This is a genomic window from Parapedobacter koreensis (assembly GCF_900109365.1).
GTDB classification, from domain to species: domain Bacteria; phylum Bacteroidota; class Bacteroidia; order Sphingobacteriales; family Sphingobacteriaceae; genus Parapedobacter; species Parapedobacter koreensis.
In genome coordinates this window covers 34259-54195 of the sequence record NZ_FNZR01000002.1, presented here as the reverse complement: position 1 = coordinate 54195, position 19937 = coordinate 34259, and the positions used below count along the sequence as shown (strand labels likewise).

Genomic DNA, 19937 nt, shown 5'->3' with positions numbered 1-19937 from the left:
GTTTAATTTAAATGTACGTCTACCAATACGTTCATACCCGTCCGCATCCTTTCAATGAAGGCCAGTTGATGTGCCGTATCGAAATCAATGCGTACCGGCACCCGCTGTACCACCTTTACAAAATTGCCGGAAGCATTATCTGGCGGCAGCAGCGATTGTATCGCACCTGTAGCCGGAGAAAAAGAGGTCACCGTGCCTTCCAGCGCCGAGTCCGGGAAAGCATCCACCTTGATGGATACCTTTTGTCCCACTTGCATCTTGGTCAGCTGCGTTTCCTTGAAATTGGCCACTACCCATTTATCGTGCGTAGGCACGATGTTGAACAGCGCTTGCCCCGCATTGAGAAATTGGCCTGCCTGGAGGTTTACCTTGCCCACCTGGCCATCAATTGCCGCGGTAATCACCGTATACGAAAGGTCCAGGCGTGCCGCCTCCACTTCGGCTTCCCGCTGTTTGATGGTGGCGGCAGCTACCAGGGCCTGCCCGCTGCTCACCGATTTTTGGCGGCTCACGGCATTTACCTGGCGTATAGCCGATTGCTTTTGCGATTCCAGTACAGCCAAGTGCTGCTCAGCCACCTGCTTGGTTGCCATTGCCTGCTCATATTGCTGCTGCGTGATGCTGTGGTCGGCTATCAGGTTTTGATAGCGTTCAAAGTCCGCCGAAGCGCGCCACAGATCCACCTTGGCCGATTCGATTTGCGCATCTACCGTGCCGATGCTGGTTTGCGAAGCGTCGATATTCGCCTGCGCCACCGCCACGCCAGCGCCAGCCACGTCTACGTTGCTTTGTGCGGAGGCCAGGGCAGCCTCGGCTTGTGCAAGCTGCACCTGGAAATCACGGTTGTCCAAGATCACCAAGGTGTCGCCCCGATGCACCAGCTGATTATCGCTTACACGCACATCCTGTATGTAGCCCGCCACGCGCGGGATGACCGGACTGATGGTCGATACGATTTGTGCATCGTCGGTTTCTTCATGCCGTTGGGCATGCCTGTATTTAATGACACCATACGTGCCACCGATGAGGATGAGTGCACCAAAGACGATCGCAAAGCCTTTGTTGCCTGATTTTTTTTCCTTCATTGCTGTTGAGTCCTGATTATTGGGTTGCATCGCTGATTGTTGAAATGATTATTTACTGTGTTCGAATACGTGATTTTGCGCCGTGAAAGTTTCCACGTCTATTCCGGCACTCTCATAAAGTTGATGGTAGGCCACGGCGGCATCCGCTTTGGCATACGCATAGTCAATGCCCGCCTGTAGCCGGGCCACGTCGGCATCCAGCAAGTCGGTAGTGGTCGCCAAGCTGTTGTCGTACTTGTTTTTCGTGATGCGGTAGTTCTCGTCGGCCTGCTCCATTGCTTTGCGGTATACATCGATCTTTTTCAAGCTTTGGGAGTAGTTGAGGTACGCTTGGTGTACCTCCCGTTTGATGCCTTCATTTAGCTGCTGGCGGTTCCAAAGGAGTTCTTCCTCTTGGGCTTTCGCCTGTTTTACCTTCGCACCAGCCTTATAAAGTGCACCCAGGTTGTAGCTCACACCCAGGCCCGCATTAAGTGCATTGGTGATGGTCAGCGCTTTCGGAATATTAGCCCCCATGTAGCCCGCGCTGAAGGCTATAGCAGGGTAGTAGCTGCCTTTCGCGATTTTCACGTTGGCATGTGCCGCCTGTTCCCGGCTGGAAAGCGCCTGGTAATCTGCCCGGCTATCCAGTGCTTTGGATTCCCAGTCTTCCAACGCATCTGGAAGGGGGGCGTCGGTCAGTGCCGCGCTGTCCAATACCAGCCGCGTTTGTTCGTCGAGCCCAAGCATCAAGTTGAAGTTATAGTTGGCGATTGCCGCATTATTTTCCGCGTTGAGCAAGGCCAGCTCCAGGTTGCTTTCCTGCAATTGCACCTTCAGCAAGTCGTTGCGTGCCACCAGCCCATTTGCTTCCATGTTGCTGAAATCCTTCACGCGCTGTTGGGACGATTTGAGGTTTTCCTTCACCAGCGCTACGGCAGCTTGGGCCTTGTAGAGGTTGTAATAAGCCGCTACCGTGTTCTGCACGATGCGTTGGCGGTCGCGTTGCGCATCCAGCCGTGTAGCCGCTTCGAGGAACTTTGCCGAGGCGATGCCGTTGCTGATTTGGCCTCCGGTGAATAGGGGGAGGGAGGCCGTGGCCATCCCCACCATCGCTTGGTTTACCGCAGGGAATGATCCGCCCCCGTTGTCGCCGTCATCCGTTGCGCCGCCATCGCCTGTATCGAATTTCAGGTCGATGTGTGGCTGGTTGACCCGCAGGTACTGGCCGGAGACGTCGATGTCCGGCAGCCGGTTGTTTTTCGCCTCTTGTACCGAGGCAATGGCCGCATTTACCTTGCTGTTGTCTATTTTGAGCTCATTGCTATGCGCCAGGCTCGCGGACACCGCCTGTTCCAGGGAGAGCGATTGTTGTTGCTGTGCAGCCGCAGCACCGGCACTAACCAGGCACAATGCCAATAATCCCGTTTTTATCAAACTTATCGATTTGTTCATGTTACTATTAAAAATTCTTGGATTCATCCGGCAATCGTTCAATGGTTGCCAGCGTCAGTGAGGTATGCAATAAACATTTGTTTGAGGTGTCGGCGTAGCGTCTCTGTGCGTGCCCGCATCGCGGCCTCCTTTTGCTCGTCGGTCATATTCGAGTGTTCCAGTTCGTACCGCGTATTGGCCATGTTCTGGTTTACGCTGCCAATCAGCACGGACGACATGAAAAACACATCCACATCATGGCGAAAGACGCCCAGTCGCTGGCCGTTTCGCACCGCTTTTTCCACCAGCCGCCTGTTGACGGTCTTCATCTCCTTGATCATATCAAAAAGTGGCCCCTGTTTGAGGATGCCCGACTCCCGTATCATCAAGCGGTGGAAGAGTTGGCGGCTGGCCAGCATATCGATAAAGACGTCGATGATTTGGCTCACCTTGTCCGTAGCCGAATTATCGCGCTGGTTGATGATGGTGCGCAGGATTGATCGTATCGAGTTGAAGTGGTTGATGAAGACTGCCTCCAATAGCTTTTCCTTGGAGCCGAAATAATAGGATACCATGGCTACATTCACTTCTGCTTTGCGAGCAATATCGCGGATGGAGGTTTTATCATATCCATGCTCGGCGAAAAGGCGGAGTGCCACCTCCATGATCTGTAGCTGTTTCTCGTTGTATTGTATCGTCTCAGACATAACGGCACAAAATTAAACAAACGTTTAATTAAAACACTTGTTTAATACTATACCGTGAAATAAAAAAGGGCTGGAAATCCATAAGTTACTGTAGTAAAACAATTTATGGATTGTCAGCCCAACGTAAATACTTTTGGGAAACGTTTTTTAAGTATTGAGATCCTGTCGTTGGCCGCTTGCGCACGCCGCATAGATGGCATCAATGATTTTCAGATCCCTTACACCTTCCAGCCCATCTACGGGCACTACAGGTTTATTGCCATCGAGAATAATACCTGCCATTTCATCCATTTGCCGGGTTTGATGTGTCTCATGCGGTTGGGTGAGTTCGCCCTTATTGGTGCGGCCTTTGATGGGCCCATACCCGGTAGACGGCTGCAACTCCGCAAACCCCTTTTCGCCGTTGAGGAAGAAGCGGTCGAGGTAGTTCATGTTGTAGGTAGATAAGCAAGACGCCACCGCCCCGCTTGGGAAGCCCAGTTGGAACTGGATGGTCTCGTCCACACCTTCCTTGAATTTGATGGTATCCGTCTTGGTTTCCTGTGCGGTCACCCACACGGGTTCTTCGCCCACCATATAGCGGGCGCCATTTATTGCATAGATGCCAATATCCATCATTGAGCCACCTCCAGCCAGTGCTTTGTTGAGCCGCCACTGGCTGGGATCGCCGATACGGAAACCGCATTGTCCCTGGAAAAACAGGATTTTCCCCAGCTCGCCCGCTTGCCGCATCCGTATCACTTCAAGCGTCTTGGGCTCGAAATGCATGCGGTAGCCCACCAGGAGTTTCACCCCGGCGCTTGCGCACGCATCTACCATCTCCTGTCCTTCCTTGGCATTGAGGGCCATCGGTTTTTCGCTGATGGCATGTTTGCCCGCCTTGGCTACACGGATTACCTGATCGTGGTGGAGCGCGTTTGGCGTGATCACATATACCGCATCGATATCGGGATTATCTTTGATGTTGTCGAAGTTTTCGTAATTATAACGGTTTTTTTCAGGAACATTATACTTGGCTCCCCATTCCTGCAATTTGGCCGGTGTGCCGCTGATGAGGCCGGTTATTTTTGCCCGCTTGCAGGATTGCATCGCCTCGGCTACCCGTGAAGCATACCCGCCAAGCCCCATGATGGCCACCCGCAATACCGGGCCCTGGTTATCGGATAGATGGAAATCAGTGTTGCCAAGCGCATCATACGCTGATAGGAAAGGCATAGCGATGGCTGAGGCAGCCAGTTTTTGCAGGAAGTCCCGACGTGAGTTCATGGTACAATTAGTTTAATGGTTTTATAATAATACAGGTAACAATGCGGTAATCAGTTAGTTTGTCTTTAAGCTATTTAACAAATATAGGCAAATTGCCTTTAATACGCAAGCGGCTGGGTGCACGACAAATTTCCGGTTTCTGAAATCAACCTTGTTTTCTGCTTGTTGTTTTTCGGCTATAACGCTCACTTCGCTCACGCCATTAGGCCTGCAAAATAACAAGCAGAAAATATAAGCGGAAATTTGTCGTGCACCCCAAGCGGCTGTGGCATTGCTGGAATTAGATCAATGGTCTTCGCGGATGGCTTCGGTAGTACTCGATTTTGGACAAAAACATCGTTGCCATCTTTTCCGCGCGCCACTTGGCCTCCTCCGCTTTTTCACCCGTGAAAAGGCCGTCTACGGTATCGCGCCACAAACCAAGCCAGGCGTTGAAATGCGCTTTCCCAATAGGTAGGGAAGCGTGAGGCGGAAAAGGAGCACCCTGGTACGTATATTCACCAAGCAGGACCGTCTGCCAGAAGCGGTACATCTTTTCAAGGTGTTCGGGCCAGCGCCCTTGGATGACACTATCGAACACGGGGCCGATAAGCGGGTTGAGCCGCACATTGCCGTAGAACGTATCCACGAGCAATTGGATGTCTGCTATCGTCTCAATATCGCTTTTCGTTTCCATTCGCCTTTACAAAGATACGGCATCTTTGCAATAAGCACGAATTGTCTTTCCAAAGGTGACTTCCACCATCGGCGGGACGCCATTCTGGCGGTGCAGTAATGTCCATGTATGCGTAGCTGCTGACCGACCAAATCGAGTTTGCCAATGTCATCGTGCTCAACCCATTTCACCGAATCAGAGGCAGCCGATTGATTTATCCAAACGTATCGCCCATCTGAAACATCGGCAAGTACATGGCGATGAGGATGAGGCCCACAAACAATCCCAGGAAGACAATGATCAAAGGCTCCAGCAGTGCCGCTATTGTGGCCGACTGGTATTCCACCTCGTCGTTGTACTGGTCGGCCACCTTACCGAAGAAATCGGCCAGTTGGTTTACCTCTTCGCCCACCTTCACGAGAGACACCAGTTTGGTGTCATATATCGGGAAAGCTGCGAGGCTGCTGTGGAGCGGATGGCCATGCATCACGCGATCCTCCACCGCAATGAGCGAGTGCTCAATGGGGTAGAAGCCCACCATCTGGCGGCAAAGCTGTAGCGCACGAATCAGCGGAATCTTCGAGCCGGTGAGCAATGCCATCGAATTGCAGAAGCGAGCCACGTATACCTTCCGGATCATTCCTCCGAATACTGGCAGGCGAATCATCAGCCAGGCCGTCCAGCGGCGGTTCCAAGCGTTGTTGCGCCGGAGGTACAGCCACATGCTAAGCGCCGCCAGCGCAAGGATTATCAGCGGTGCATAATTGCGCGAAACTTCCGATACGGATACGATAAGCTGGGTGATGGGCGGCAATGCATTGCCCGAGCGCTGGAAGATATCAGCAAACATCGGCACGATGAAGTTCATCATAAAAAAGATGGCACCGAATGACGTGAGCATCACGATGAAGGGGTAGGTGAGGGCGCTGGTGATCTGGCGCTTCTGTTTAAGGCGTTTGCGGAAAAACCGGGCAAGGTCTTGCAGCACGGCCGCGATTTTGCCCGTTTCCTCCCCAATCTGCACGCTGTGGTATTCATACGGGGTGAAAGGCTTGTGCTGCTGCATAGCTGCCGAAAGCGAGCTGCCCTGCACTACCGCGGACTGCACTTCGGTGAGCATCGCCGCATTTTTCTTATTTTGCTGCTGGCTGATGAGCATATCAAAAGCGGCCTTCAGGTCTATGCCAGCCTGTAGCAAGATGCCCAGTTCATGGTAAAGCGACTCCTTTTGCTTGTCGCCAAAAGGCGAGAATAGCGTATAGTCCTTGGTTAGCCATGCCGCAAGTTTCGGCGTGTTGCGCTGTCCGGCAGATGTGGTGGTCGCTGCCGCAGGTGTCGCTGCCACCTTGATTTTCTTGATATCGATCCCGTTGCTCATTCCGTGGGTTGTGTGAGTTGAATTAATGTAGCCGCATCATACCATTTGCTTACCGTGATGGTCAGCGGCCTATCGGCGATAGCCACCGAAAGCACCCCTTGGTCGGCCAACTGCCCGGCAGTTTCCAGCCTTTGGCCAGCAAACCAGCAGCCAACGCTATCCACCCGGATGCGAAATGTATCCGCTACGATGCCTTCGTGCCGAATGCATAGCGAATCCGATACGAGGTATTGGATAGCCCGATGGTCCCTGTAAAAATCGATGCCATCGGCATTGTATCGGATTTCATCAGCGTCGTCAGCATCCGCCTGCAATGCCCCATGCAGCCTATTGAATTCCCCGTAGCGATCCAATTGGCCCGAGAGCGTATCGCGCTGCCGCTGGACGTAGCGTATCGCCGCGTATACAAAGGAGATAGCCAGTGCGGTAAGCACCAGTGCCACCATGGTTTCCACGATGGTGAATGCCCGAAGCCTATGTTTGCAAGTCGTCATTGGTCTTTGATGATGATTTCGCGGTATACCGCCACTTCCCCGGTTCCTTGTTTATAAGCTTTCAGTTCCAGCAACAGCAGCAGCGTGTCGGTTTGGTATGGTGTTACCTCCTTGTCGATGCGCACACCATTGTCCAGCTGGTAGTGTCCAGCATCATAGCGCCTATTGCGCTTAGCCTCCGCGGCGATAGCTTTCAGCTCCAGCTGCAAGTTTACCAAGTTATCCGGCCTATTGAGCCCCATCTTCGCATACAGCGTGGCAGCGATGGCCATTACCAAGGTGATGATCACCAATGCTACCAGCACCTCCACCAATGTGGATGCCTTCAGGCGATGAGCTATAAGCGGAGCAGCCATTGGCGTGTTGTGTCCTTAGTTTGTTTCATTTCGTTTTTTATCCAGCCATTCCAGCACCTTGCCCTGCCTTCCGGTATTCAGCAGCGGGCTGCCCGCATAATGGGGCGATAGGCGGGTATAATCCATCACCCCACCCAGCACAAAATTTTCATACAAGCTGGAAGGTGTTTGCAGGGTAAATCTCCGGCACAGCGTGATGCCCTTTACGGTGCCCCGCAATTCCAGCAAGCCATCCGCGTATACCTGCCCGTTTACGGTGGTCTCCTTAGCCAGCTTGATGTTGGCCAGGAGCTGTTCGCTGCCCGGAAAGTGTGAAAACACCAATCCGTTGACCACGCTGGCGCTATCGATGGTTATCATCGGCTGGAATTCATGGATCAAGCTATCCTTCGGGATGTTTACGAGCCCCAGCACCGAAGGGTATGCGAAGGCACATCCGCGTCCCACGACGAGCGAATCACGTGCGAACGCCTGCAAGCGTCCGCTGAATCCATCTGCAAACCGGATATGCGGTGCAAATAATAGCACGTTGTCCAGCACCGCATCTGCCGATACGGATATCAAGCTATCAGCCACCAGCAGTACCTGGCCGGTGATTGGCATTCCGCGGATGGTGATGCTATCCCGGCTATAAAGCAGCCGTGGCGTATTTGCAAAAAGCTGAGCCAACGAATCGCTGGCATCCATGCCATACCAATCTTCAGCGGCACGTTTCCATTCCGTTGTATCATCATGTTGCAGGTACGGAGCCAGCCGGCCGAGTATGGCGCTGTTCAGCGCAGGCAGTTCGGTGGTGCTATGCCGGATAGCTCCGTCGTAGATTACCTCTTCGCTGGCATAGGCCTGGTTTTCGATGTAGGCCTTGCGGATACCCGCTTCGGGCAGGAAAGCATCCCCGTGGATGCGGGTCTTGCCCGATATCGATAGCGGCCGGTATTCATCCGCGAGAAAAAGCGCATACCGTTCGGTGGCGGTAAGTATGCGTCCCATCAGGAATGCGTTAGCCAGCGTGTCCCGCGTATCGTAAGCGTAGGCGAGGCCCACGTCGAATACCCCCCAAGGTCTACGGACGAGCGCTACGGTATCCCGCCCATCGTCAAAAAGGCTCCTGATCACGGTATCTCCGCCTTCCACAGGTTCGCTGGTGAGCAGCAGGTTTGTTGCCGAGGCCAGGTGCCGCTGCAGCCGTTCTTGCCGGAGGGTATGCGCCGCATACTGGCGATGGTACTGGAGGAGCAAGAGCAAACCGGCCGTCATCACCCCGATGATGACGGCTATCAAAAGTGCAAAGAGCAAAGCTCCGGCCCGGAGGTATGTAGGTTGTTTTTGCATCCGTTTGATTACATCGGTGAAAGTATGTAAATCGAACGGAAAAACATAGCCGCGAGGCACGACCTGTTAAATTTATAGCCTATGCCTATCAAATTTATAGCCAAAACGAATCATAGGCAATCGATTCCCTGCTTAATTTTGCCAAGGCAGTAAACGCTACGGAATGATTTCCAAAGTGTGGAAACTGCAAAAATACACCAAAATGGGTATTGCTATTTATTGGCCGTACCGATATGTTTGCTTTAATTATCTTATAAAATCTACATGAACTTTATGAACAAACCGAAGCCTATTTGGATGCGCAGAAAACTCCGGGCTTTCTCGCTTACCGAAGTGTTGGTGGTGCTGGTCATCATCGGTATCATCATTCTATTGGCACTGCCCAATCTTATGCCGCTCATCACCAAGGCCAAAAGCACGGAGGCCAAAGGCCAGCTGCAGCATGTATATACACTGCAGAAAAACCAGTTTTACGAACGTTCAACCTACAGTGCCAACCTTGAAGATATCGGATTCGAGCAGGAGAAGCTCGTCAGCGACGGCGGGCAGGCCAATTACCGTGTGGAGATGGTACACGCCGGCACGGGTGATTTCGTGGCCCGTGCTACGGCTGTGGTAGATTTCAATGGCAATGGGGTATACAATGTGTGGGAGATTGATCAGGATAAGAATCTCCGCGAGGTGACAAAAGATTGAGGTGATGGTACTTTGGGCAATGGTCATTGGCATATTAGCCTTGGTCGTGTGGCAGGATTTCACACACCGAGCGGTATACGTTTGGATATTCCCGCTGCTTGCGGTATTGGCCATTGCCCATTCAATCATGCTTCAGGTGTTTTCCCTGGCGTTCATCCTCACCAATTTAATCATTGTCGTCATTCAGCTTTGTGTGCTGAACATCTTGCTGTATGGAAAGCGCAAAAAATGGCTGATGCACGGCGAGCAGTGGCTGGGTTGGGGTGATGTGGCCTTTTTCGCGGTATTGACGTGCTGCTTTTCCACGGTCAATTTCATCCTGTTTTACGTGGTGAGCCTCATCATTGTACTGCTGGCCACGTTGCTGGCCATTGCGGTGGGGTGCCGGATGAAAAATATCCCCTTGGCGGGCGGGCAGGCTGCGTTGTTGGCCATGGTGTTATTGGCAGATTATGTCCATTGGGGCAGGCAGTTGTACATCGATATCGATGTCTTACATGTTATTCAATAGTTACATAGCCAATGGAAGAACTCGACCTAAACCTTGCCGATCTGAAATTAATAAATGCCCAGCAAGCTTGGCATTACCGCATCATCCCCCAGCAGCTGGATGGTTACCTGCTGTGTTATACCGATCGTGATACGGATCTGCGGCAAGTGAGTGAAGAATTGGAGCTGCTCACCGGCATAGGGATAACCATGGAGACGCTTCCGCAGGGCATTATCACCAAGTACCTCAATAAATATTACCTGCGGGAGGACGCGGAGCCGTCCGCCAATGCCGGAGCACATTTAGGCGAGTCGGCAGATTTCCTTGGCGATTTGATTGCCGAAGCGCGCCGCCTCAAAAGCAGCGATATCCACCTGGAGATTTATGAAGAGCGCTGCCGGGTGCGTATCCGTATCGATGGGCAGATGATCGAGCGGTACCGGCTGGAAAAAACCGCCTATCCCGCTGTCATCAATAAAATCAAAATCCTGTCGGGCCTGGACATCGCCGAGAAGCGGCTGCCCCAGGATGGGCGTATCAATTTTGACAATGGGCAGTACAAGTTTGATATCCGGGTGTCCATACTTCCCACGTTGCACGGGGAGAAGGTGGTACTCCGCCTGCTGAACAACGACGCCACGAATATTTCGTTGGATACGCTGGGCTTTTCGCCGCAGGATTTACGGCATTACCTCGAAGGGGTGCAGCGGCCCAATGGCATGGTACTCATCAGTGGCCCCACCGGATCGGGTAAGACGACCACGCTATACGCCACGCTGAAGCTGCTGAATAAAGAGACGCGGAATATCCTCACCATCGAAGACCCGATTGAATACACATTGGAGGGCATCAATCAAGTGCAGCTCAAGGAAAGTATTGGACTTACGTTCGCTTCGGCTTTGCGCACGTTTTTGCGGCAGGATCCAGACGTCATCATGGTGGGTGAGATACGCGATGTAGATACCGCTGCCATGGCCATCAGGGCATCCCTTACGGGCCACCTGGTGCTCTCCACTATCCATACCAATTCGGCCTGGGGCACCGTATCGAGGCTCATCGATATGGGTATCCCTCCGTTTCTGCTGGCCAATACGCTCAATACTACCGTCGCGCAGCGGTTGGTGCGGCTGCTTTGCCCGGCATGCAAGCAAGAGGAGGCTTTCGACGAGGCGCTGTATCCCCGCAATTTTATCCCGTATAAGGCCGTTAGTAGCCATCACCTACCAAAGGGGTGCGATCAGTGCCACCATACCGGGTACCGCGGGCGTGCCGCCGTGTACGAAATTATCCCGATAGACCGCGCCTTGGCCGAGAAGATCAAGCGCAATGAATACGATATCCAGCAAAACCTCGCCGAGATGAATATTAAGACACTGGCAGAAAACGCATTTTCGCTGTTTGCAGCAGGGCATACCTCCATTGAGGAGATTTATCCATTGCTATTCAGCTTTTAGGATTACCATTCACAAAAGTGCAAAATACACCAAAATGGGTATTGCGTTTGTTCATGCGGAGCGATAAGTTTGTTTTTAAAAAAAAGCGTTATCTATGAATACTTCAACCCTGATCTTTAATCGTGCTAAACCCATTTAATCATCATCACAGAAGCCGTCAATGGATGAATCTACCAACATTAAAAACCATTGGCATAGCGGCAGTTTCTAATTGAAAAACATAAACAAAGCATAGCCTGAGCCTGAAAAACCTTAATCGTAGTCAATCAAATTTACATACTATGCCTAAACGGATTGATGCAATCATTCGGACAAACCTTATCAAATTCAGGGCTGCAAAGCGGTATCCCCAACGTCATATAGCGCTGGTATTATCCATCACGCAACCTTCCTACAACCAGATGGAAACGGGGCATACCCGAATCTCGGCAAGCCAGTTGTATGTATTGGCCAAATTTTATGACGTTGCGGTGCAGCTTTTCTATGTAGAAGACGCCAAGCTGAATGATGATTACGAACGGTTGAGTGAAGCGAACAAGGCGCTACAGGAGCAAATTCTGAATTACCAAACGATTACAGACTTCTACATCAAGCGCATCAAGGAGCTGGAATCGAAGGGGATGAGAAAGAGAAAAAAACGCAGGCTACCAATGGGTGGGCGGCCGCCAGCGAATGGCCAGCGATAGGCGTAGCTTATCAAATTTATAGCCTATGCCTATCAAATTTATAGCCAAAACGAATCATAGGCAATCGATTCGCTGCTTAGCTTTACGACATGAAATAGGTAGCATAATATAAACAAACCAATAATGCCTTTAAAACGAACCAAAATGAGAACATTACTTTCTATGATCTGTCTGTTGTATGTCACTTTCATTTCTGCACAGACCAGCCCACCCAAGCTGATCGAGGTGACCCCACCATCGCCCAACGCCGCGGCGCTGACCAAGTTTGGGGATATGCCCGTGAGTCTGGCCACAGGATTACCCCGTGTCGGTATTCCTATCTATACTTATAAGGCCCAGAGCGGGGGGCTTTCAGTAGCTGTCTCGCTGGATTACCACGCTGGCGGGATACGGGTCAAGGAGCGGGCTTCAAATGTCGGGCTGGGCTGGGCGCTCAATGCAGGCGGAGCGGTGACACGCACCGTGAGGGGCATCGCTGATGAAACACCCGCAAATGGCTATTGGGCGGTCGCTATGCCCACAAATGAGTTTGACGGCAATTCACCAGCAAACGTCGCGTTTCGACCGTTCAACAACATAGCGGCCGGAGTACGCGATGGTCAACTGGATTTGTTTTCCTTCAACTTTGGTGGCCGTACAGGCCAGTTTCACTTCGGTAAAAACAACGACACGCTGATGAACGTCACCGAGCGGCTTCGGATAAGCAAACAGGTAGGCACGGTAAACGGCCAGACGGCCATCAACAGGATTACCATTGTAGATGAATCTGGCTTTACGTATGTATTTGCCGCTCCGGAGATGGCTACGGTGTTGGGAGCAGTATGGACCGGTAGCAAGCATTTTACCACCGCTTGGTACATCTCCGAAATCATTGCGCCCAATGGTGCGGACAAAGTCGTGTTTGAGTATGACAATACCGGTATCAACAATTACATCACCAGCTCAGGCTACACCCGGTATCAACGAACCTCTATGCAGTTTGGCGAAATCAGCGGCTCAGGATCCAGTGCTCAGGCGATAAGTGGCAAGCGGTTAAAAAAAGTTACTTTTCCGGATGGAGTCTGGATAGACTTCGCTTACAGTACCACGCAGCGTACCGACCTGCCGGGGGATTATTTGCTCAACAAAATTACAATCAACGATGGCAACAACAGGCGCGGTTTTCGCCTTACCCAAGATTATTCACTTGGCCGGGCCACGCTGAAGCAGGTCGTGCCCTTCCAAGGTACGTCGGAGACCGCAGACAGGCCGTATGTACTCCAGTACTTTACCAGCGGTCAGCTGCCCCAGTATGAATCAGGGACGGACCATTGGGGATATTATGTCGGCCCCGGATTCATGGGCGACCAAATTCCCCGGGAGGTTTTCCCCAATGGGATGGGGCCGTATTTTGAGATGCCCGGTGTCAACCGCGATACGAATCCCACGTATGTGAAGGTCGGCTCATTGCAGCAGATAACTTATCCAACAGGCGGATACACCATATTCGAGATGGAGGCCAACCGGGCCAACCATTCCTGGATGAACAAACAGTTTACCGTAGGCGGCAATACCTACTCACACATCCAGCAATATGTAGGCGGGCTGCGAGTAAAAAAGATATCGGATTATGACGGGGTTTCCACTACTCCTGTACAAGTAAAGGAATATGAATACGTGATGCCCAATGGTACCACGTCTTCCGGCATGTTGGGCGTGTATCCCACGTATACGTACAAAGTCACCTACGATTACCGGCAGCAGGGATGGGAAGTGCCTACAAACGAACCCTATAATCCAGCGATTGAATATATCGTGCGGAGCAGTTCATCGGTCCATGAATTGGTCTATGGTGGTGGCAGTCCGGTAGTTTATGAGCGCGTGGTCGAGAAGCGCACGGCGAATGGTGTCGCCAATGGCTATACGGTGAGTACCTTCACGACCAACCAGCCGGTGATTGGCATCACCATGCCAATTACACCGCCCGATCAGAAGAACTGGAGCTCCGGGCTTCTTAAGCAAGAAGATGTTTACAACAGCAGCAATACCTTAGTCAAGCGTACGGTCAACGAATACCGCCAGGTGCTGCACAACTATACAGCCGATCCGGCACGCATGCAACGGTTCCGATCGATAGTCCTTATGCCCGTCAAATTCCTTATCCCATCCGGCCAAGTGGATTATGTATTTACGCCGTTGGCACCACCGCTCTATTTTTTTATGCGGGACTATTACCCCCCTGCCGGCAGGATGGAGCTCGTCCGTACAACCGAGACGCTATACGAACCGACTGGTTCATATCAGCGGATATTGGGACATAGCTACCACGCATCCCTATTTTACAGGAAGACCGACACGCTGACGGATAGCCGGGGCCTTAAGCAGATCACGCGCTATACCTATCCTCCCGATATGGTATCCGCAGGCCGTGATCCGAATGGTGTATATGCAGGTATGACCACTAAAAACATCATCGCCCCGGTAATTGAGCAGGTATCTCTACAAGGCACCACCCAGTTGGATTTGCTCCGTACGAACTATTACCAGCCCTTTTCCGGTATATATGCGCCGCAGACGGTGGTCACCAAGAAGCGCACGTTGGCAGAAGACACCCAGCTTCGGTACAGCGCTTACAACAATCGCGGTCGCGTCCTCACGGCTGCCGTCGAGAAGGCCGCGCCCACCAGCTATTTGTGGGGCTATAATGGCCAGTACGTGATAGCAGAAGGGCATAATGCCGGGGAATATGATATCGCTTATGTGGGATTCGAATTTAATGAATCCAACCTTTCATTGGTAAATGTGAGCACACCCGTTGACGCTTCGGCACCCACAGGCAGGCGTATCGGGACGCTCAGCAGCAGCCAGAGCTCCAAGATCACGAAGTACGGGTTAAGTACCGGCAAGGCTTATATTTTGTCATACTGGGTCAAAGACGGCTCACCAATGCCGTCCATTACCGGCGGTACGGTCACCGCGGCTGTGCAGGCCCGGACAAAGGGCGTATGGAAAAACTACCGCCACCGGGTTTCGGGCACGTCCACATTGGTCCTTGGTGTGACGTCGGGTACGGTGTCCATCGATGATATCCGCCTACACCCTGTTGATGCCGGACTTGATACCTACACTTATGACCCTTTGCTGGGGATGACCAGTCATACGGATGCCTCGGGCAACATATTTTACTATGCGTATGACGGCTTTGGCCGGCTCAGCATCGTGCGTGACCTTGCGGGTAAGGTCGTGGAGGATTACCAATACAAGTACCGGACAAACTAATGGAGGGCATCATGGCAAACAAATATATAAACCATACGATGAAACTAATTTCGTTCTGCATTGCACTGGTATCCAGTCTGCATGCGGGCTTATCATACGGCCAGGCGGCCAACCCGACGTACAGCAGCTATTCGGGGCAGACCGAGTTGAGCGGCACGCAAAGCGTGCGGCTATTACCGGGCTTCCACGCGCCTGTAGGAAGTACGCTGCGCGTATTTATCACGGGGACAACCTCACTGGGCAATGGGGCCAGTGCCAACCAAAACTACGTGCAGACCACACGCTATTTTTCACCCCTTGACGCACCTGTGGCATCACCTACTTCGGCACAGGCCATGCGGGACATCACGTATTATGATGGGCTCGGGCGTCCCTCGCAGGCCGTGGAGGTGAAGGCCTCGGGAGGCGACGGTTTTAAGGATTTGGTGACGCCCATTGCCTACGATGGCTATGGCAGGGAAGAATACCAATACCTGCCTTATGCAACGGAGACTGGCGCAGGAGGTGCCTTTAAAGCCAATGCAGTGACGCAGCAGAATAGCTATTATTCCAGTACGTCGACTGTCCCGCTGGGACAGACCGCCCATGCCTATGCCCGTAGCCGGACGGTGTTCGAGCCCTCGCCGCTAAATCGGGTCCGTGATCAAGGCTTCCCCGGTGCAGCCTATCAGCCGGGTACACGTACAGCCACCGCTGGCCGTGCTGTGCGTACCGAATATGCGGTAAATAATGATACCGTTTATTCCAACATCAGCCGTACCAAGCAGGTGGCGCGTTATGGGGTCACACTCAGTGCATCTTTAGTGCCCACCCTTACCATCAGTAACACATATGGCGCGGGACAATTGCATGTGACTATCACCAAAGACGAAAATTGGACATCCGCCGATGGGCGCAATGGCACAGTAGAAGAATACACCGACAAGCAGGGACGGATGGTACTCCGGCGTACGTTCGAGTCCAATAAGTTGTTGAGCACCTATTATGTGTATGATGACCATGGCAACATGACCTACGTGCTGCCCCCAAGTATCAATCCCGACCGTACAGGAAATACAGCACCCACAACTACCGAGTTGAACAATCATGCTTACCAATACGTATACGATATGCGCGGCCGTGTAGTGCAGAAGCGTATTCCCGCCCGTGGCTCCGAAAATTACGTATATAACCCTGCAGGATGGGTGATATTCCACCAGGATGCGCGGCAGCAGTCGGAGACCATTTCTGGCTTTACACCGGGGCAATACCATACCTTCCACAAGTACGATGGGCAGGGTCGGCTGGTCATCAAGGGCGTGGAGCGCAATCGCGTGCTGGATCGCGTATCCATCCAAGGGCTGGTAGATGCCCAGCCCCAGCAGTGGGAGGGGCGCTCGACGGCAAGCGGGCACTTCCATGGCTACACAAACCAAGTGATACCGCAGAACACGGGGGATATGGACGCGTTGGAGGTATACTATTACGATGACTATGCAGGCATCCCATCCCTGCCGCACAACCAGTCGGGGAGCTACAGCAAGCTGGTACATGGCCGACTGGTGGCGAGCAAGGTGAAGGTGCTGGGTGTGAGCCCTGCTGTTTATCTCTGGACGGTATACTATTACGATGACAAGGGCAACGTGGTGCGGGAGTGGAGGCAGCATTACCTTAATGGCGGTACCTCCTCCACGAAATTCGATGACATCACCAGGGAGTACACGTTCAGCGGCCAGGTGAAGAAGGAAACGAGGAAACACCACACCACCAATACCGGCACGCCGCAAATGACGATTACGACGGAATACGAATACGACCATCGGGAGCGGCTGGTGAATACGTGGAAGACGTTCAATACCGGTGCACGGACACTCGTCTCCAGAAACGGCTACAACGAGGTGGGGCAGCTGCGCACGAAAGGACTGCACAGCATAAACGGGGGCAGTACGTTCGGGCAGACGGTCACATACAGCTACCATCCACGGGGTTGGCTGCGCTATACCCATTCCGGGCATTTCAAACAATTGCTCCGGTACGAGGATACCACAGCCAACCGGCAGTTCAACGGGAATATCAGCAGGCAGGCTTGGCAGCACGGTACGTCCGGGACGCAGCATTACACGTATACGTATGACAAGGTGAACAGGCTGCTGGCGGGTTCTGGCAGCAACAACCGGAGTGAAGCGATCACCTACGACGTGATGGGCAATATCCAGGGGCTGACGCGGGATGGCGCAGCGATGGCCTACGAATACAGCCCCGTCGGTACCAGCCGGCTGAACCGGATTACCGGGGTAGGTACGACCTATCTGTATGACAGCAATGGCAACACGACACGCGACGGGCGTGCAAACCGCACGTTGGCGTACAACCACCTGAACCTTCCGGTGAGCATCTCCGGTGCGGGCAGCTACGTCTACGATGCCACGGGGCGGAAGCTGCAATCCACGCTTGGAGGCATCACCACGGACTACATCGACGGTATCGAATGGCAGGGCGGTTCGGCGAGCCTTATCCAAATGGAGGAGGGGCGCATCCTGCCCACTGGTGCCTATGAGTACCTGATACGCGACCACTTGGGCAATACGCGTTCGGGATTCCGGGCATCGGCCACGGGTACGGAGACGTTCGCCACGGACTACTACCCCTTTGGCTATTCGCATTCCGGTGGAGCGACGAGTTCGCCGAAGAATCGCTATCTTTACAACGGCAAGGAGCTTCAGGAGGTCTCAGGGTATTACGACTACGGCGCACGGTTCTATGACCCGGTCATTGGCAGGTGGGGAACGGTGGATCCGATGGCGGAGCAGATGCGTAGGCATTCGCCGTATAACTATGCGTTCAATAATCCGATGCGTTTTATCGACCCGGATGGGATGGCTCCCCGTTACAACTGGGATACAGGTCAATACGAGGAGGAAGACGGAAAAGAGGTATCATGGGAATATGTAGGCGACTTCCTGAAACACAATGATGGATTTGAAAGCAGCGTGTCGGCTGATGACCCTCCGGGGAAGAAATCTGGGTCTGGCTGGAAACAAGCGGGCAAAGATTTTGTGGATGGGATACCGGTTGTTGGTCCAGCGTTAAGGAGCGGCGATAAGCTCAACAATGGAGATTTAGTAGGAGCAACAGCAGATTTTGGGTATGGTTTGGCGGAGGCTTTTACATTCGGCTATGGAAGTCGGCTTGCTTCTACAGCTTCAAATTTCTTTGTTAAGTTTCTTAATAGGAATGCCGCAAATGGGGGAATACAGTTAGCCAAAAAAACTTTTGGGCATACATTTACTACTCACGGAGATGGTATGACAAATTTTTTGATTAACAGAGCAAAAGGTTCTGGTATGGCACAAGGTCAATTCTTGGATAATCAGAAAGCAGCTCAATTTATTTTAGACAATGTAGGTAAAACAGCAAATGGAGCTGTGAATATTCCTATTCCTAAAGGTTTTCCGGCAAGGATTATTATGCCAGACGGAACATTTAAAGCTGCTACTCATATACGACTTGTCCCAGGTGGTGGCGGAGTTAAAACAGCTTATCCATTAGTCCCTTAATTTTCACCTTATGATATTGAAAAAAGAAATAATTAAACAACTTAGTAAGGAATTATTACTACCTTTTACAGGTATAGAACAAGATTGGGATATTGAAATGGCTAATTCTAAGAGGATTGATGAATTTATTAAGTTCTATAAAGAAAGTCATTTGTGTGATGATAAGAAAGTAGCAGTAATGTCCCTTATTCTTTCTTCTTATGATGATTTACTAAATGAGAATAATTTGGAAATTGATGATAGATGGAACGAAATCAAATCAATATTAGAATCTGAAAGGATAATTTTTATTGACTTGATAGACTATTGGTCATTGAGTAATGAAGTAGAAGAGAATCTTTTTCGAATAACACCTCTTATGAGAAATATAAAATAGAATGAAGTTGTCTGTTAAAGAGGTACAGTCCGTATAACTATGCGTTCAATAATCCGATGCGTTTTATCGACCCGGACGGGATGGCTCCCCGTTACAACTGGGATACAGGTCAATACGAGGAAGAAGACGGAAAAGAGGTATCATGGGAATATGTAGGCGACTTCCTGAAACACAACGATGGATTTGAAAGTAGCGTGTCGGGTGATGATCGGCCTAGCAAGACAAAAGAATCAAATCAAGGATTAAGTATAGGGGATTATTTAGGTGAGGTAGGTGTTGGGTTAGGAATAATGGAGCTTGGTGCCAATTCTTGGGACAAGTATCTAAGTACTGACTTGTATAAGCAGGGATACCGTAGAGGTTTAAATGGTAACTATCTTTTAACGGGTCGTAATTTGTCGTTATTTGGACAACAAGGAATGACCTCGGCCTCGGCTCCAATGACTGCCATCGGTCAAATAGGGAAAGGTTTTGCCTTTGGAGGCACAGTAATGGGGATATTATCAGCGATTGATGATGGTATTGGAGTGTATAAAGGAGATTTAAGTGCATCTCGATTTGGATACCGGATAACGGGAGGAGGCATCTCGTTGGGAATGGGTTTCATAAGAGGGGCTGGCCCACTGGGTATTTTGGTTGGGACAGAAGCATATGTGTTTGAAAAAACATATGATATCGCTGCCCCCCAAATGCGTTCAAGTTTTAATCAGTTTTATAGATCCTTAATTAACGGATGGTTGAATTTAAAGCGATAA

The 19937-nt window shown here is 51.6% G+C and carries 17 protein-coding genes; 8 read left to right on the top strand and 9 right to left on the bottom strand.

The window, feature by feature from the left end; all coding sequences use genetic code 11:
* Positions 1-2 precede the first annotated feature (2 nt).
* The 9 genes from BMW65_RS04255 to BMW65_RS04215 all read right to left on the bottom strand — a co-directional run bounded on the left by BMW65_RS04255 (position 3) and on the right by BMW65_RS04215 (position 8686).
* Positions 3-1085 carry an HlyD family secretion protein gene (locus BMW65_RS04255; protein WP_245747495.1) on the bottom strand — a complete coding sequence of 361 codons (1083 nt, stop codon included), beginning with the start codon at positions 1083-1085 and terminating at the stop codon, positions 3-5.
* 48 nt (positions 1086-1133) lie between these two features.
* Positions 1134-2519 (bottom strand): TolC family protein, encoded by a 1386-nt coding sequence (locus BMW65_RS04250; RefSeq protein ID WP_090603093.1) that lies wholly within the window; start codon positions 2517-2519, stop codon positions 1134-1136.
* Positions 2520-2557: 38 nt separating this feature from the next.
* Positions 2558-3205: a TetR/AcrR family transcriptional regulator gene (locus BMW65_RS04245; RefSeq protein ID WP_090603091.1), complete on the bottom strand. Its 648-nt coding sequence runs from the start codon at positions 3203-3205 to the stop codon at positions 2558-2560.
* A 147-nt stretch (positions 3206-3352) separates the two neighbouring features.
* A complete protein-coding gene (locus tag BMW65_RS04240; RefSeq protein ID WP_090603090.1) occupies positions 3353-4471 on the bottom strand; it encodes a Gfo/Idh/MocA family protein in 1119 nt (372 codons plus the stop codon).
* A 280-nt stretch (positions 4472-4751) separates the two neighbouring features.
* Positions 4752-5147 carry a group III truncated hemoglobin gene (locus BMW65_RS04235; protein WP_090603088.1) on the bottom strand — a complete coding sequence of 132 codons (396 nt, stop codon included), beginning with the start codon at positions 5145-5147 and terminating at the stop codon, positions 4752-4754.
* A gap of 193 nt (positions 5148-5340) precedes the next feature.
* Complete coding sequence (locus BMW65_RS04230; protein ID WP_090603087.1) at positions 5341-6504, bottom strand: type II secretion system F family protein; 1164 nt, start codon at positions 6502-6504, stop codon at positions 5341-5343.
* Complete coding sequence (locus tag BMW65_RS04225) at positions 6501-6998, bottom strand: PulJ/GspJ family protein (protein ID WP_090603085.1); 498 nt, start codon at positions 6996-6998, stop codon at positions 6501-6503. Before BMW65_RS04225 ends, BMW65_RS04230 begins: the two co-directional genes overlap by 4 nt.
* A complete protein-coding gene (locus tag BMW65_RS04220) occupies positions 6995-7354 on the bottom strand; it encodes a type II secretion system protein (RefSeq protein ID WP_090603083.1) in 360 nt (119 codons plus the stop codon). Before BMW65_RS04220 ends, BMW65_RS04225 begins: the two co-directional genes overlap by 4 nt.
* Positions 7355-7369: 15 nt before the next feature.
* Complete coding sequence (locus BMW65_RS04215) at positions 7370-8686, bottom strand: hypothetical protein (protein ID WP_090603082.1); 1317 nt, start codon at positions 8684-8686, stop codon at positions 7370-7372.
* 273 nt (positions 8687-8959) lie between these two features.
* Here BMW65_RS04215 and BMW65_RS04210 point away from each other — a divergent pair, with 273 nt between their 5' ends.
* From BMW65_RS04210 to BMW65_RS04175, 8 genes are all read left to right on the top strand, one after another.
* On the top strand, positions 8960-9382 hold the full coding sequence (locus BMW65_RS04210; RefSeq protein WP_090604206.1) for a prepilin-type N-terminal cleavage/methylation domain-containing protein: 423 nt from the start codon (positions 8960-8962) through the stop codon (positions 9380-9382).
* A gap of 4 nt (positions 9383-9386) precedes the next feature.
* Positions 9387-9893: a hypothetical protein gene (locus BMW65_RS04205; protein ID WP_143053797.1), complete on the top strand. Its 507-nt coding sequence runs from the start codon at positions 9387-9389 to the stop codon at positions 9891-9893.
* Positions 9894-9904: 11 nt separating this feature from the next.
* Positions 9905-11326 (top strand): GspE/PulE family protein, encoded by a 1422-nt coding sequence (locus BMW65_RS04200; protein WP_090603079.1) that lies wholly within the window; start codon positions 9905-9907, stop codon positions 11324-11326.
* A gap of 281 nt (positions 11327-11607) precedes the next feature.
* On the top strand, positions 11608-12012 hold the full coding sequence (locus BMW65_RS04195) for a helix-turn-helix domain-containing protein (protein ID WP_090603077.1): 405 nt from the start codon (positions 11608-11610) through the stop codon (positions 12010-12012).
* 144 nt (positions 12013-12156) lie between these two features.
* Positions 12157-15270, top strand: coding sequence for an RHS repeat domain-containing protein (locus BMW65_RS04190; RefSeq protein ID WP_177180997.1), 3114 nt, complete (start codon positions 12157-12159; stop codon positions 15268-15270).
* A gap of 11 nt (positions 15271-15281) precedes the next feature.
* Entirely contained in the window at positions 15282-18806 is a 3525-nt protein-coding gene (locus BMW65_RS24530; RefSeq protein WP_177180996.1) for a DUF6443 domain-containing protein, read from the top strand.
* Positions 18807-18816: 10 nt separating this feature from the next.
* On the top strand, positions 18817-19182 hold the full coding sequence (locus tag BMW65_RS04180) for a hypothetical protein (RefSeq protein WP_090603072.1): 366 nt from the start codon (positions 18817-18819) through the stop codon (positions 19180-19182).
* A gap of 56 nt (positions 19183-19238) precedes the next feature.
* Positions 19239-19937 carry a hypothetical protein gene (locus BMW65_RS04175; RefSeq protein ID WP_143053795.1) on the top strand — a complete coding sequence of 233 codons (699 nt, stop codon included), beginning with the start codon at positions 19239-19241 and terminating at the stop codon, positions 19935-19937.